This window comes from Gracilimonas sp. B-17 (assembly GCF_056857935.1).
The window spans coordinates 46,581-62,638 of the sequence record NZ_JBSXOA010000012.1; the positions used below are offsets into that span (position 1 = coordinate 46,581).

Annotated in this window: 11 protein-coding genes; 5 read left to right on the forward strand and 6 right to left on the reverse strand. The window is 39.2% G+C overall.

All coding sequences use genetic code 11. The annotated features are described in order from the left end of the window. The first annotated feature begins 18 nt into the window (after nt 1-18). Nucleotides 19-798, forward strand: coding sequence for a TrmH family RNA methyltransferase (locus tag AC13FX_RS08825; protein WP_482880201.1), 780 nt, complete (start codon nt 19-21; stop codon nt 796-798). Nucleotides 799-1,077: 279 nt separating this feature from the next. Then, on the forward strand, nt 1,078-2,409 hold the full coding sequence (locus AC13FX_RS08830; protein WP_482880202.1) for a PhoH family protein: 1,332 nt from the start codon (nt 1,078-1,080) through the stop codon (nt 2,407-2,409). A gap of 62 nt (nt 2,410-2,471) precedes the next feature. Here AC13FX_RS08830 and AC13FX_RS08835 read toward each other — a convergent pair whose 3' ends face one another. After that, a complete protein-coding gene (locus AC13FX_RS08835) occupies nt 2,472-2,720 on the reverse strand; it encodes a YkoF family thiamine/hydroxymethylpyrimidine-binding protein (protein WP_482880203.1) in 249 nt (82 codons plus the stop codon). A gap of 142 nt (nt 2,721-2,862) precedes the next feature. Here AC13FX_RS08835 and mscL point away from each other — a divergent pair, with 142 nt between their 5' ends. Beyond that, nucleotides 2,863-3,279, forward strand: a complete 417-nt coding sequence (gene mscL, locus AC13FX_RS08840) for a large-conductance mechanosensitive channel protein MscL (protein WP_482880204.1) — start codon at nt 2,863-2,865, stop codon at nt 3,277-3,279. A gap of 48 nt (nt 3,280-3,327) precedes the next feature. Continuing rightward, nucleotides 3,328-5,379: an OPT family oligopeptide transporter gene (locus tag AC13FX_RS08845; RefSeq protein ID WP_482880205.1), complete on the forward strand. Its 2,052-nt coding sequence runs from the start codon at nt 3,328-3,330 to the stop codon at nt 5,377-5,379. 205 nt (nt 5,380-5,584) lie between these two features. On the opposite strand, the gene murI is transcribed toward AC13FX_RS08845, so the two are convergent. After that, entirely contained in the window at nt 5,585-6,400 is an 816-nt protein-coding gene (gene murI, locus AC13FX_RS08850; protein ID WP_482880206.1) for a glutamate racemase, read from the reverse strand. An 81-nt stretch (nt 6,401-6,481) separates the two neighbouring features. Here murI and AC13FX_RS08855 point away from each other — a divergent pair, with 81 nt between their 5' ends. Further along, on the forward strand, nt 6,482-8,560 hold the full coding sequence (locus AC13FX_RS08855) for a TonB-dependent receptor family protein (protein ID WP_482880207.1): 2,079 nt from the start codon (nt 6,482-6,484) through the stop codon (nt 8,558-8,560). A gap of 10 nt (nt 8,561-8,570) precedes the next feature. Here the strand turns inward: AC13FX_RS08855 and AC13FX_RS08860 are convergent, their stop codons facing one another. From AC13FX_RS08860 to AC13FX_RS08875, 4 genes are all read right to left on the reverse strand, one after another. Further along, nucleotides 8,571-9,785 (reverse strand): hypothetical protein, encoded by a 1,215-nt coding sequence (locus AC13FX_RS08860; protein WP_482880208.1) that lies wholly within the window; start codon nt 9,783-9,785, stop codon nt 8,571-8,573. A gap of 242 nt (nt 9,786-10,027) precedes the next feature. Continuing rightward, a complete protein-coding gene (locus AC13FX_RS08865; protein WP_482880209.1) occupies nt 10,028-10,546 on the reverse strand; it encodes a T9SS type B sorting domain-containing protein in 519 nt (172 codons plus the stop codon). A gap of 307 nt (nt 10,547-10,853) precedes the next feature. After that, nucleotides 10,854-14,489 (reverse strand): RNA-binding domain-containing protein, encoded by a 3,636-nt coding sequence (locus AC13FX_RS08870; protein ID WP_482880210.1) that lies wholly within the window; start codon nt 14,487-14,489, stop codon nt 10,854-10,856. 191 nt (nt 14,490-14,680) lie between these two features. Further along, nucleotides 14,681-15,793, reverse strand: coding sequence for a hypothetical protein (locus tag AC13FX_RS08875; RefSeq protein ID WP_482880211.1), 1,113 nt, complete (start codon nt 15,791-15,793; stop codon nt 14,681-14,683). Between the last annotated feature and the right edge of the window lie 265 nt (nt 15,794-16,058).

Sequence of the window (16,058 nt, forward strand, 5' to 3'; positions counted from 1 at the left end):
GTTCTGTATTCTTGGATTATGAGAAAAGCATCGAATAATGAGATCAAATTATTAAGGAAGCTGAACCGTAAAAAGTACCGTGAAAAGGAAAAGCGGTTTATTGTGGAAGGAGAACGCGCCGTTGAGCAGGTAATTGAGCACGGCCTGATTGAGACGGAGACGGTTTTTGTAGGGGAAAGATTCAAGGTTCAAGAGGTAAGGTTCAAGGGCCTGGAAGTCTGTATTTTAGAAGATGAAGTTTTTGCTGAAGTGGCGGATACGGAGAATCCGCAGGGGATATTGGCAGTTTGTAAGATGCCTGAAGAAATTCAGCCTGAAAAATTAGCGGGAGAAACCGGCATAATTGTAGCGACGGATGCCATACAAGATCCCGGAAATATGGGGACTATTCTAAGAACCGCAGCCTGGTTTGGGGCAAAGGCTTTGGTAGCCGGAAAAGGCAGCGTGGATGTCTATCATCCCAAGGTAGTGAGAAGTACGGCGGGGGCTACGGGAAGTATCCCCGTTTTAACGGGTGATCTTGAAGATATTTTTAATGAACTTGAAAACTCAGGTTGGCAAGTGATGTTATTGGATGGGGGAGACTTGGCTGAGCCTTTAAGATCTATTCAACCTGCAGATAAAACAATATTGGTTGTGGGCAATGAAGGGAATGGCATTAACAAAAATTTGTTGAATTCAGGAAGAAAAAAAGTAAAGATCGAATCCGCCCCCGGACAGGACAAAGTAGAAAGCCTTAATGCTGCTGTAGCGGTAAGCATCTCGTTATTTCAGTTATCAGTAAACAGTGATCAGTAAACAGTGTGTTTTTTAATTTGATTGTTGAATCCAGTTCGGCCAGCTTTTGCTAACTGCTAACTGCTAACTGCTAACTGCTAACTGCTAACTGCTAACTGCTAACTGCTAACTGCTAACTGCTAACTGCTAACTGCTAACTGCTAACGATAATAATTCTCTGTTAAATCGGGTTTGGTCGTTGCAAATGATTCAGTCATTAGCTTTATTTCAACAGCCACTCATTATTCATCTACATACAATGGCTGATACATTCCTTCTTACAACTAAACACTCCCCTCTATGTCAAAGAAGAAAGAGAAGAAGATCTTCGTCCTCGATACCTCTGTACTGCTTTATGATTATGAAGCCGTACGAAACTTTGAAAAGAACGATGTAGCCATTCCCATCACTGTTCTGGAAGAGTTGGATACCTTTAAGAAGGGTAATAATGTGATCAATTTACATGCAAGGGAATTTATTCGCTACCTGGATGGGATATCCGATACCAACATGCTCCAAAATTGGATCCCACTGAACGGTAGGTCTCATGGTAAGCTGCGGGTGATCACCAATCAGCAGAGTTCACTGGATGCAACGAAGGTGTACGGTTCCGATAAAAATGATCACCGCATCATCAATGCTGCTTTGCATCTTAAGGAAGAAAATCCTGACCAACGTGTCATCCTTGTTTCAAAAGATATTAACCTAAGGCTTAAGGCCCGGGCCCTTAACCTGGAAGCGGAAGATTATGAGACTATTCGTATCAAGGATATTGAACACCTTTACAGGGGGAAGACTGAAATTGAAGTCGAAAACCCTGCTACCATTGCAAAGTTCTATGAAGAAGGTGAGATAGATCCGAAGGATCTGGGTCAGAAAGACCCTTCCTGTAACCATTACTACATCATGAAAGCGCACGGAGCCTCAGCTCTGGGCTGGTACAATCCGGGATCCAAAAAGATAGAAGTAGTTGATAAAGTTCAGGCGTATGGTATTCACCCAAAGAATGCCGAACAGACCTTTGCGCTCCATGCTCTACAGAACAAGAAAGTACTGTGTACCACGGTAACGGGCGCAGCAGGTACCGGAAAGACCTTACTGGCACTGGCGGCTGCGTTGGAGCAGCGAAGTGATTTTAAGCAAGTATATATGGCCCGGCCGATCGTGCCGCTCAGTAATAAAGACCTGGGTTACCTGCCCGGTGATGCCAATCAGAAGATCGACCCTTACATGCAGCCACTTTGGGATAATCTCAGCTTCATCAAGAATCAGTACAAAGAAAGCAGTAAGCAATTCAAGAAAATTGATGAAATGCTGCAAACTGACAAGCTAAGAATAGTCCCCTTGGCTTATATTCGTGGACGAAGTTTATCCAATGTGATCTTCATCATTGATGAGGCTCAGAATTTGACTCCCCACGAGGTCAAAACTATCATCACGCGCGCGGGGCAGAACACCAAGATCATCTTTACTGGAGATATTTTTCAGATCGATACACCATACCTTGATGCTCAAAGTAATGGGTTAAGCTATCTGGTGGATAGAATGCATGATCACGACCTCTATGCACACATAAATCTGGAGAAAGGTGAAAGATCGGACCTCGCCAATTTAGCTTCGAAACTTTTATAGGGTAATAGGTGCAATCATTAAGGTTCAAGGAACAAGTAGAGTCTTATTCCTTGTGCCTAAGATCAATGTTCTTTGGAGGGGCTTAGGAAGTCAACCTGAAATCTGAAGTGGTCTGTTTCCAGAGCCATGATATCATAGAGGTCCTGAATAACCCGAAATACGACTTTAGGCGCTCCAATGATGGTGGTGGACAGATAACCAACTTCAATATCAACATCGTATTGGGCGAGGTGCTCCAGCAAGTCTTGTACTTTTTCGATCGGGTCTTCTTCAGATAAAGGGATGTAAGTTAGCTGGGCAATTGTTCTCATAGGAAAAATAGGGTGATTTTGGTGCTTGTTTTCGTTGCAAAGATAAGACAGAAGACGTAAAGAGGCTAAAAAAACCTTTATTGCTTGATGAATGCTTATTTGACATATTTGCTAAAGTTTAAAACTTAATCACAGGAAATTTATGAAAGGACTATTTAAGGAATTTAAGGAGTTTGTGTCTCGCGGTAACGTGATTGAATTAGCCGTTGGTTTGATCATGGCTACCTACTTTGGGGCTATTACGAAATCATTTGTGAATGATATCATCATGCCACCGATCGGATATATGATAGCCGGGGTCGACTTTGCCGAGCTCAAATGGCAGATAGCTGAGAAAGTTTTGCAGGATGGAACCATGGAAGCAATTACGATAAATTATGGGGCTTTTATCAACACGATCATCACCTTTATTATAGTTTCTGCGGCTATCTTTTTTGTTGTGAAGAGCTATAATAGGTTCATGAAAAAAGAAGAAGCAAAACCTGAACCGGCTCCTGCGAAACCTTCAAAGGAAGAAGAATTGCTGACCGAGATCAGAGACCTTTTGAAAAAGTCTTAGTAGCAATCAAAAATCATAATCTGTATATCATAAACAGAAAACCCACCAATGAGTAAGAAAAAACCGTTCACCCCGTTTGTATCTGCTGATGATGACCTCCCACAAATTACCGTAAAAGCTGTGATCCTCGGATTTTTGCTTTCCGCTATTCTTGCCGGAGCCAATGCCTATTTGGGTTTAAAGGTTGGGATGACGGTTTCCGCATCCATACCTGCTGCGGTGATCTCCATGGCGGTCTTAAGGTTGTTCAAGGAATCCAACATCCTGGAAAATAATATCGTGCAAACAGCAGCCTCTGCCGGAGAATCACTGGCTGCGGGTGTGATCTTTACACTTCCGGCCCTGATATTGCTTAAGTATTGGCTCGATTTTCCATTTATGGAAACAGCAGCAATTGCCATGTTTGGTGGAATTCTGGGAGTATTATTCACAATTCCTCTGAGGCGTGCCCTGATCATAGAAAGTGAGCTGCAGTTTCCGGAAGGAGTTGCGACCGGTGAGGTGCTGAAAGCAGGCACCGAGGGAGGAAAGGGGATAAGAACAATTATTCAGGCAGGGATTGCTGCAGCATTATTTAAACTGAGTCAGACCGGCTTGAAGATATTTGCAGGCTCGGTCGGCGGTTCGGTTAAGGCCGGTAAGTCAATTTTCGGCATTGGGGCTGATCTTTCGGTTGCCCTGTTGGCGGTTGGGTATATTGTCGGACTTAATATCGCGGTGTTGATATTTGCGGGTGGGTTGATATCCTGGCTGTTCGGTATTCCGATCTATATGGCTGTAACAAGTCCGGATGAGATAGCGGCTATTGTAGGAGCTGCAGAAGGATATGATGCCGCACTTGCGATCTGGAGCCAAAAGATACGATACATGGGTGTTGGAGCAATGGTGGTTGGGGGCGTTTGGGCACTTATATCTTTAGCTAAACCACTAGTGGATGGAATCAGATCATCCATGGCTGCTGTAAAAAAACTCAAAGCGGGTGATGGTAGCAGTGTGCCTAGAACTGAACAGGATACACCGATCAATATTGTGATCTGGGGCGTAATTGGTTTGGCGATACCGATCTTTATCGTGTTCATGTATGTGATCGATATCGAGCACTTGTCGGTGAGCTCGGGAGCATACTGGACAGCAATTACATTTGGTGTGGTATTTTCTTTGTTTGCCGGATTTCTCTTTTCATCTGTGGCAGGTTATATGGCCGGTTTGGTTGGCTCATCCAATAATCCCATTTCAGGGGTGACCATTGCAACGGTTCTCGCTACTTCATTATGTTTACTCGCTATTTTAGGCGGTGAGGTAGATTTTGCTGCTGATCTTGAAAAAGCCAAAAGTGCGGCTGCCGCTGCTATCATAGTGGGAGCAATGATAGCCTGTGCGGCAGCTCTTGCCGGTGATAATTTACAGGATCTCAAAGCCGGACAGATCGTAGGAGCAACTCCCTATAAACAACAGATCATGCAGATTGTGGGTGTTGTGGCGGCCGCGATTGTGATCGCGCCAATTTTAAGCCTTCTGTTCAATGCCTATGGTTTGGGGGGTGTTTTCCCAAGAGAGGGAATGAATCCTCAGGAAATGCTGACGGCCCCACAGGCTACACTGATGCAGGCAGTGGCAGAAGGAGTTTTCGCCCGAAATCTGGAGTGGCCTATGATCATAATAGGAGGTATGATCGCTGTGGCTATCATAATTTTGGATCAGGTTCTCAAAAGTAAAGGTTCTGAGTTCAGAACGCCTGTTTTGGCTGTGGCAGTTGGAATTTATTTACCGGTTGAGCTCTCAGTACCGATCTTTATAGGCGGTATGATTGCATGGAGTGCGGCTAAAGTGGTTATGAAGCGGGCGAGAGCTGAAGGCGAGGATATTGTGGAAGCAGAAAATCAGGCTGAACGAAAAGGACTGTTATTTTCATCGGGTTTGATAACAGGGGAAGCCTTGATCGGAATTATACTGGCTATTCCATTTGCCTTCTTTGAGAGTACGGATGCCCTGCGAATTATGCCCGAAGGAATGGAATGGCTGACAAGCTTATTGGGTATTGGTGCTGCGATCTTCTTTATGATCTGGCTCTATAAGGTAGCGATCAGAAAAGGTGACTAGGGCTCATTACCTAATTAGCGACATTTCGAGATAAAGATGATATATGGTAGGTTCAGTGTTTATTTAATGGCGGATACCTGAAATTCTACTGTCTGTTAGGAATTGAAAGATCAAATGATGACCACAATTAGGTTTCCGTCATCACGTAAATGACTGGAGACTTCCATTTTTATCCTCTTGACTTATTTCTTATCTCGACCTGTTTTTATTTATCAAGGCTGACTACTTCTACATTAGTTGTCAACTCTTTACCCAAAAATCGTTCAGCAAGTTCGTGAAAACGCTGTGGCCGGTCGCTTACGAAACACTGGAAGTTTCCACCTTCAGTGTTAAGAAGGTCCATTTCATTTAGCTTTTGTCTGGCTGATGCCGCAATGGATTCAGCTGAATCAATGATCTTGATCTTTTTGTTTTTCAGCACACGGGGAATGGTTTCCTTGAATAACGGATAGTGTGTGCAGCCAAGTATCAGGGTTTGTATACCTGAATCATCAAAATGATCTAGATAGTGGTGTAAGGTTTGGATAGCTACATCATTATCTATCCATCCTTCTTCGGCCAGTGGCACTAATAATGGGCAAGCTTGCTGATCCACTTTTATGGTAGTGTCAAAAGCATGAATGGATTCCACATAGGCTCTGGAATTAACGGTTCCAAGAGTACCGATCACTCCAATATTTTTATGATCCGGCATCCTGACGGCTGTTCTTGTACCTGCAGTGATCACATCCAATACCGGAACATCTCCAGCTGCCTGAATGATCTCTTCCTTTGCAGAGGCTGAAACTGTATTACATGCGATCAGGATCATTTTCACCCCTTTATTAAGTAAAAACTTAGTGATCTCTAAGGCATAAGCGCGAACAGTCTCCTCAGACTTAATACCATATGGAACACGAGCCGTATCCCCAAAATAGATGATATCTTCATGAGGTAATGCGTCGATAACGGCTTTAGCCACGGTAAGTCCTCCGATACCGGAGTCAAAAATGCCAATAGGAGCTTTCTTTAAATCTTGCAAAGTTTGAAATATCTGGAATTAATTATTGATGGAAGGTATTCATTTCTTAAATCTTAATTCAAGCATTTGTACTTTGTTCCTATGGACAAAATAATTACGCTTTTAATTTTCTTAATCTTTTTTCCAATTTTATTATTTGGTCAGGCTGATCCGGATACACTAAAGGGTGACCTTGGTGATATCGTCGTTGTTGGTTTTGAGGGAAACCGAAGTATTATGGAAACACCGGGAGCCATTTCAAATATCAGAGCTGCTCGCATATCTGGTTTTGATGAGAGTTCTATTGTGTATGGCTTAAATACCGTGCCGGGCGTCAGGATCGAGCAGCGGGCACCGGGTAGTTATCGTGTTGCTATCAGGGGAAGCTCACTTCGAGCTCCATTTGGTGTGCGGAACGTCAAGATCTATTGGAATGACATACCCTTTACTGAACCTTCAGGAAGCACCCCGCTTAATTTGTTGGATGTGATCAACATGCAGGATGCAGAGGTTATAAGAGGACCGGCAGGGAGTATCTATGGTGCCGGAAATGGCGGCGCCATATTATTTAACAGCAGACAAAGCAGCAGGAATGAGGTGGGTGTTGCGGCTATGATGGGATCATATGGTATGAATCGATATACAGCGTTTGCTGAGCAACAAACTGACAGATCTAACTTCAGGTTTAATTATTCGAATCAAAGTTCGGATGGTTACAGGGAACAATCCTTTTTGGAAAGACAGACCGCAGAGCTTTCCTCCCGTTTTCAACTGAATGATAAACAGATCATCAAAACCAGCTTCCTGTATTCTGATCTGTATTATGGGATACCGGGAGGTTTGACACTGCAACAATATCAACAGGACCCAAGCCAGGCCAGGCCTGGAAACCCATTTGTACTGGGAAGTGTTGAGGCTAATGCAAGTATCGACCAACAAGCTTTTCTGGCCGGGATCAGCCATGATGTGGAGGTCAATGAAAATTTATCAAATCTGACCACCCTTTACGGCACATTCAGTGCCTTTGAAAACCCATTCAATCTCGATTATAAAAAAGACAGTCGTAAATCAGGGGGAGGCCGGTCCCGTTTCTACCTGGATACGGAGATCGGAGATGTGCGAACCAGATTTACTTTTGGAGGGGAATTTCAGGCTGCAAATTATGCGGCTCGGAATTACGAAAATTCGGGTGGAACCACCGGTGCCTTGAATTTTGATGATGAGATCAAAATTCAGTCGTCCTTGCTGTTTTTGAATACGGAATTGGATCTGCCTGCTGGTTTTTATTTAACAGCAGGTTTGAGTTACAACAGGCTTAACTATAATCTGAATCGCTTGGTGACTAATCTGCAAGATGATGAACCCGGGGTGGCTGAAAAATCATTTGATCCTGAAGTGATCCCAAGAATTGGTTTGGTAAGGAAGTTCTCTCCGGCACTGTCTCTTCATGGTAGTATCAGTTATGGATTTTCTCCACCCACGATCGAAGAGTTCAGAACCAATGAAGGCAGTATAGCCTTGAACCTTGAGGCAGAACAGGGAACCAATTATGAAATGGGTTTAAGAGGTACATTAGCTAAGCTCCGTTTTAGTTATGATATAACAGGCTTTATATTTAAACTGAGTGAAACGATCGTTCAGCAACCCTCTGACAGGAACTCAACTGTGGTATTTGAAAATACCGGAGCGACCGATCAGTATGGAATAGAAGTAGCCACCGGCTGGCAGATCGTCCAAAATAACGGGCTATTTTTTGAAGGTTTGGCCTGGGATCTGTCATACAGTTATCATGATTTTAGCTTTGTGGACTACCAAAAGGAGGGGGAAGATTACTCGGGCAACGACCTGACCGGTGTTGCACCTCACAACCTGAATTCTAATTGGAAACTGAATACCTCTATCGGTTTTTATATGAATTTGAACTATAATTTTACTGATGAAATACCACTAAATGATGCCAATACGGTTTATTCAGAAGCGTATCACCTGCTGCAAAGTAAATTGGGTTACAGGATAGATCTTCTTGATAACCTGATCCTTGACGTCTTTTTTGGGGTAGATAACCTGTTGGATGAGAAGTACAGTCTTGGGAATGACCTGAATGCCTTTGGTGACCGGTTCTATCAACCGGCCGCACCAAGGAACTGGTTTGGCGGCCTGAAAGTGAATATGGAATTATAGACCGATCCTGTCAGAGACGAGGGTTGACTACGTTATTATAGATCGAACCAAATGAGATTGACAGCCCAAACCGTATCTCGTATGAGTATGAGGTAAACCGCTGACGAAGATTTAGCAGTTGTTCCGCATCAGTGATGTTCCCAGCCGGAACAGACAATTGGTTATGGATCCAGGCATATTCTCCGGATAAATAAATGGACAAACCTCTGTAGATTCTAAAATTAAGCTGAGTTTCTGTCACTAATCGATTTTTACTGAAGTCGCTTAAATAAGCTGAAGCATTCACTTCCGTTTCAAATTCTCCCCAGGGTTGTGTAAATCTGATATTGGTCCTGAATTGGTTTTCTAACAGAGACTCAGATAACTTTCCATAAATGGTTTGTTCATTGTAATCATTATACCCTCCGGTAAATCTATAGAGAAAGGTAATTTCACGCTCGTTGAACTCTTCGTAGGGAAAAACACTGTATTCCAAAGCCAGACTACCATCGACGGACAAGGCCAGATTATTTCGTGTTGACGAACGTACATTTGACGAGGCCCCAATGGACCAATGATCCGATAAACTTTTAACAACCAAAAGATCTGCTCCCCGGCTTTTGGTGATGAACGAACGAGTGGTATCATCATCCTCAAATTTCCGGCGTTCATAATACTGTTCGATTTCAAATTCCAGCTTCCATTCGGGAGTAATGCGCTCAGCGTTTGCATCTCCCCTAAGAGAGAATTCGTTTTCAGATTCTTCTCCCTCAAGATCTACATCCGTATTCAACTCGAAAACCCAATAATTCCAGTTATCTATCGGCTGGGTTTCTTCCTCAATTTCCTGAGTGATATAGTTAATGGTCAGGTTTTCCGAAACAGGCAGCTCAGAAAGGTAAACAAAGAGTCCTTTTTTGATCTGGTCATTTAGCTTAAGCCTCGTCTCATCATCCGTATTGGACTCAGCAGAAAAAAAGGACAAATTTCTACTCATTTCAGTGTATTTGCCATTTCCTATGAACTGCAGCGTAAATTCCTGTCCACCGCTTCCTGTTTGTTGGGTGGTTATTAACAGATGGATGTCAGCATCATCTTTATTTCTGACATAATTGATAAAGGGGATCTTCTCCCTGATATAAGATTCATCACAACGCCAGGTACGGCAATCTAAAAAAACATCTATTGTGTGTGGCAGAGGTTCCGGGTTGTCCTGCGCTGTTGCTGAGGTCGTGGGTAGGAACACAGCAACTAAAAAGATTAAAAGGGATACTTTTCCAAGAAGATCATAGCAGTTAAAAAAGCGAAAACATAATGTATTTTGTGTGTTTATTGTAAGTATCTGCATTATGGAGATGTCCCTGAGAACCAATGTGAATTACACTTGATGGGTAAAGTATGAATTCGATGTTTAATTCCATTAAAAACCATGTAAAATCAGGTTTATAGGGTATTTGGTGCTTGCCGGATAAATTAAACAACTATCGGTCAGTTAAATCTTCTTGCAAGGACCACGGTTTCCTTGAAGGTTCTTTTAGACCCTTTGGTACTATTGAAAGCCTCGAATAATACAATATAGATCCCAACCCTGTTCTTCTTTTGATCATCGGTAAGTCCATCCCAAATGAGTGATCCTTCATAACCCGCGGGCATTCCGTTTGCCAGATATCGGACCAGTCTTCCATAGCGGTCAAAGATCCGTATACGAAGCAGATAATCTGATTCATCAAGTTTATAGTTGATAAATAGATTGTCCTCGAATCCATCATCATCAGGTGAGAAAGGATTTGGTGAAAATGATAGCCCAGAATTAACAGGATCGCTTTCAGATAACTGGAATATTGAATTCTCTTCTGCGGGTGTTCCTCCATTTACCCTGGTGCTTGAACTCCAATTTGTATGATCGTTGCCGGGATTATTTGGATTGATCCGTTCAAGTGCTATCCCATCTGTGTCATAAAGGTTGGGATTATGCCAGCTTTCATCATAGAATACGGAATCAATCACGTTACCCGTACTGTCAGCCAGAAAAATTGCATCATTAGCTGATGCCAGGCTTAAGCCGGACCGGTCTACTCTGATCTTGAATGATTCTGAAGGCTCTGATAACTCAAAATATTTAGCAAGTCGGCTTTCCCTAAAGTTATCAGCCTCATCTTCTGCATAGATCAGAACATACCCTTTAGAAGGGATCCATTTGTATTGCGTGTTTACAGGATATATTAGTCGGGTACGGTTTGATTCATCAGGAGCATCGATTCCTTAATTAAATTTTATGGTATTGGTTTTGGGCTTTTAATATTATAAAACAGATTTAGCTTTTAGCTTTTATCAAACTTATATACTCTCTAACTGATAGTTTTCTTGCACTTGAATTTGCTCTTATATAATAATGACCCTCATTGTCAGTCCCATCCTTAAGGAATATTTCAGAATTAGATTTAGAAATATCAATTTTAAAAACTGTTTTATCTTCAATATCTACGAAATCGACTTTAAGAGATCCATGAATTTCATTCCCAATATAACTCTCTAAATAATTATCAAACTTATTTTTGTATTCATCTTTTTTATCATCTTTTTTGAGAGACTTAAAATCATTATTTAAACCAATAATATTTTTATTGTCATCTACGCCTATCAGTATTGTACCACCATCAGTATTTGCAAATGCGGCAATATTTTTCATGGTTGACAAAACAATATCAGATTGATTGTTTGGATTTTTAATTTGGTTGAGTTGGTTTTGTAACCCTTTCTTTTCTTTAGGTTTATCTGATTTTTTTAGTTTGTTTTCTAGTAATTCTATACGTTTTTTATCTTTTTCATCTAGAACATGAGTATACAGAGAGGACTTGAATTCAATATTTTTGCCTTCTCCTTCGTCAATTAAATCTACTGTTTCTTGAACGATGGGATCAACTACTGCTTTATCTACTACTTCTTCATCATCTATACTTCGTAATTCTACTACACCTGATATGAGGTATTTTAGAATATTCTTTTTGTAAAGTCTATTTACCGAATCATCAGGTGCTACACCTATTAAGTGATTATAGGATAAAAGTAATTTAGCAAGAGTTCTATTTACTTTGTTTAATCTATTTGAATAAATATGCTCAAAAAGTTGTTGAGTTGAATCTCTATCATCATTCGAATAATGTGTCAGTAAATTTAGAGTTGTTAGTACTTTATTTATTTCTGGAAACCTTTCTAGGGTCATTTCTTCAGATTCAATTTTTGCTATAGCTTCTTTTAATCCTTCTTTATCTAGATCATTGCCATCTGAATCTTTCAGTTCTTTAATTGCTTCGAAGTAAAAGATGTAAATTGAATTTAGATAACTAACACTTGAATTTTCTAAAGTGAACAAGAATCGAGATAGCTTCAAGAGCATTATTTTTAGCTCTAACTTTTTTTCGTAAGAAGCTAAGTCGTTTAATAAATAAGCTGTTTTAAAGCTATTGAATGATAAATTTACAGATGAATTTAATTCTACACGATCTAATGATCTATCTCTGTTGTCCATTTTAAATAAGTCATAGAACTCTTCAGAATTAGGTTCTAGTACTACTTCACTTAGAGATATTTTTTTCTGATTTATGTCATATCTATATACTTCTACAAAAATATCATCACCAATATCATGTGTTGATAAACTATATTCATATGGTACTAAACCTGTAACTCTAGGTGCTAAGTCAACGAATAAGCCATGTTCATTTATTTCAACAATCCTACCTTTATACTTTTTTGAGGCTATGATATTTTCATTATGATATTCCCATGGGTCTTCGATTAAATCTAAACGACTTAAATAAATTTTTCCCTTATCTATTTTATCAATAGTGGTCTTGATTAGCGTATTTTCCTTAAAATTCTCATAGTTTTTTTCTCTTTTATATGAAATATTTTGGTTGATTATTAGGCCATCTTTTAAGCCTAAATCGATAAAAATACCTATGTCAGGGTTTACATTTTTAATTGTACCTATGACTACCTTGCCAGTTGATATATTACTGCTCAATTGATTTTGAAATTCTGTGAATTTTTCCTTCAAAGATGGATCTGAAAAAATATTCCAAATTTCATTTTCATCCTCTGGTATTTTTTCAGATATGCCTTTATGATTAGTTGCAATAGCAAGATTCAAATCATCAAAAATGATTAATGGAATTAGGTCATGTTTCATTGACATATCTTCTTCAAAAATAAATGAACCATTAAAAACCCTTGGCACTATAAATGTATAGTAATCCCTTTTGTAAACAATGAATTGATTGAAGATCCCATGAATCTTGCAATTAGAAATAGCTTCCCGTTTTTCAGGCTTATTAATGGTCTTTCTAAATTTGTCTTTGAATAGTGAAATGAATTGATTTGAAAAATAATCTAGGTTTCTCTTAGAGTCTCTTAGACTTGGTGTTTCAAAAATATGTTCTCGCCTTTGATACATAAATGAAGCAAGAATTTTTAAATACTTGCTTTCGGTTGAATCTTCTTGTACAAGTGCTAAACCTCGAAGAAAATCACCGAGTGCATCAAAATAAGTTTCTTCACTACTAGTCTTATAACTTAGAATCCAGTAAACACCCAATAGTCTTACATTACTTAAATTATCTGAGTTATTAATTTCACTGTAACTTCTATTGGATAAATCTTTATTAAAAAGAGCTTTCTTTGCATCTTTTAGCCTGTTAAATAGGGAAGAGTAAATAGTAGATACATGCTTATTCTCTAATGATTTATGTTCGGAAAGTTTTTCAATAGCTTGAAAAATAAAATTGTTAGGTAATGTTTTACTTGAGGTCAATGAAAAGAGTAATTTCAACTCTATTGCATATTCAAAGTCTAAAACAAAATCTTTATTATTAATAATGTATGATGCTCTGTGAGCAGCTTTATTCGTAAGTATATTTATGATTACTTTTTTTCTTGTCTCTTGTTCAAGTAAGACAGACTTTGCAACAATGACGTTCTTTTCTCGATTCTCTTGATTAAACGTTTTTAAAAAGTTCGAATTTATGATCCATTTTTCTAATCTGATTATTTTTTCAATTAATTCTAAAGCTTTATTTAGATTACCTGAATTAAGAAGTTGATCAGTTATCTCGTTAAGACATTTTTCAAAGGAAAAAACCCAAATATTCTCTCTGTTCTTATAGTCTTTGACAAGCTTTTGTTTTTTTTCAGAGTTAGAATATTCATCAATTAAATTGAAGATACTTTCTTGGTCGCCGTCATCAAATATGTCTTTGTAAGTAACAAACCCATCATTTGTCTGTTTAACAATTGGCCATCCAGTTTCGCTTACTCCTAAAAATGTACATTTAATTAAATCACCGCTTTTTAGGGTGTCAATTTGTTTAAAGTGTCCCCTAACTATATAGTTATTACCATCAATTCCTTTTGTATTTATGGCAATTCTTTCATTGCCTTCATCAATATCTATTACTTCAAATGGATACTCGACGCCCTTATTAAAAAATGGATGACTGTCATCATTCCAATACTGATGAAGATGTAATGAAGTTGCCTCAATAGATGATATTATGGCCTCTATACGTTTTGGATAGGCAGGCTTTTTTTTGTTATTTATCTGCCAGTCATGAGCTAAAACAGTCTGCTTTTTACCAAAGTAATCTAAAGTATTTAGGATTATTTTTTCTTTATCACCTATTAATTTTATTTGGTAACCTGTTACTTCAAATTCAAATACCTCATTAAGTTCATAATATTCGCTGTAGGCAGGAGATAAATCCAAAAAGTAACTCTCTTTATTATGATTATTTCTTTTTCTCTCAATAATAAATGGTATGCTAGTTCCCTTTTTTAATATTGTTGGATAATAATGTTTGTGTGAATTTTCATCTTCTATAATTGAATAATTTTCATTTTTATGAACCTCAATAACTAGCCCCCGAAGCTTGGTTCCTTTTTTATATTCCATTATTAAGACGCTGATTTTTTAATTTAGAAATTCAAGGAAGAATAGTTTTAATATTGTAAGTTATCAAATACTAAAAGTTTAATTTAATATGATTGTTATACATATTAGCAAAGCGATCATATGCAATCTTGACCATAACATTTTGTACCCGAAATTTTTAAATAAACGATGTCAGGGCCTCGTTTTCAGCCCTATTTTATCAATTGACTGTAAATATCCCCCGGAACAATATTCAGGCGTTTATTCACCTTGTCTGCTGTAAGTTCCTTTAGTTTTTGAATCCCAAGTAATGTATTTATCTCATTCTGCTGTGCAAATGCAAAAGATATGATCTTTTCAAGGTAACTGAGGTAGAATGTTTTAAAGGTGATCTTACCCTCAGGTTTTAGGTCCGGTTCAATCGGATTAAGGCCCAGTTTATCAAATAACAACTGCAGGTTTTTCTTTTGTCCGGGCAGGGACTCAGGATCGGTAAATTCACATGAAAAGATGGTCCCGACATGATCAATAATGGCTTGTTTATGATCAGGAGATACTAATATGGATTTAGAATTCAGCAAAGCTTCAAGTATCACAACTTCTGCATATTTGATGACCAGCTCCATATGCAGGTCCTTGTTCCCATATTCAAAAGCTGCATGATAGGTTTCATCCACTATTTTTAAAACCTCTTCAGGTGGCTGTGAATCAGATCTTGGACGCCAGCCCCGGATCGTTACATCGATCAATTCCTTTATCTTTCGGATGCTGCCGGCACAGGCAAACTCTTTATCGCGGGGAGATATCAACACATGGTGTTTGTCTGCATATTCATAGAGGAAATCTGTATCAGCCGGTGTTGTGTCATCAAAAATATCTTCCCCTTTCTCTATCATTTTTCGACCCACCATAAAAACACCCGCCACTAATTTGGTCTGGGAAGTCAATTCAATGGGTACGTGGCCATTTTCAATATCATAATGCTGACTGCGTATCAGGTAAGCTGTGGTAGCTACCAGTAATTTAGAGAACACGAACAGGTCAACCGTTGTTAGTTTATCGTAATCGATATTGAATTCAAGTTTATAGTAATTCCTGAATCTGTCGATCAAACACATGACTTCCGGCCAAATTTTCATCATATCCTGAAGGGCAGTCATGTTGTATTGTTTACCGTCTCGCGAGTCCCCAAATTTACAGATATGATATTCAGTAGGTATGGGTTCACAATAAAAAGAAGGGGAAGCATTATCTTCACCCAAATAACGACCGTCACTTCCCTTCACAGTAGAGGTGCCTCTCCATGCTCCATACATGAATTCCATGTCATTTCGTAAGAAGGGAGGTGGAACTATCTTAGAGCCAATTTTTACAACGGCACCCGAAAGTAAAGGATTTGATGAAGCCTTTGTTAATACGTTGACTATGCTGTTTTTTAATGTATCCAATACACCCAAAAGTTTTTTCTAATCTATAAAAACGAGACGAGCTTTTCTCTATAGAATTAAAAAATATAATAGGGCAAAAGACTTTCAACCTTTTACCCCTGGAAGGACATTGAGGATACTCTAAAATCCTCGTGTAATGATT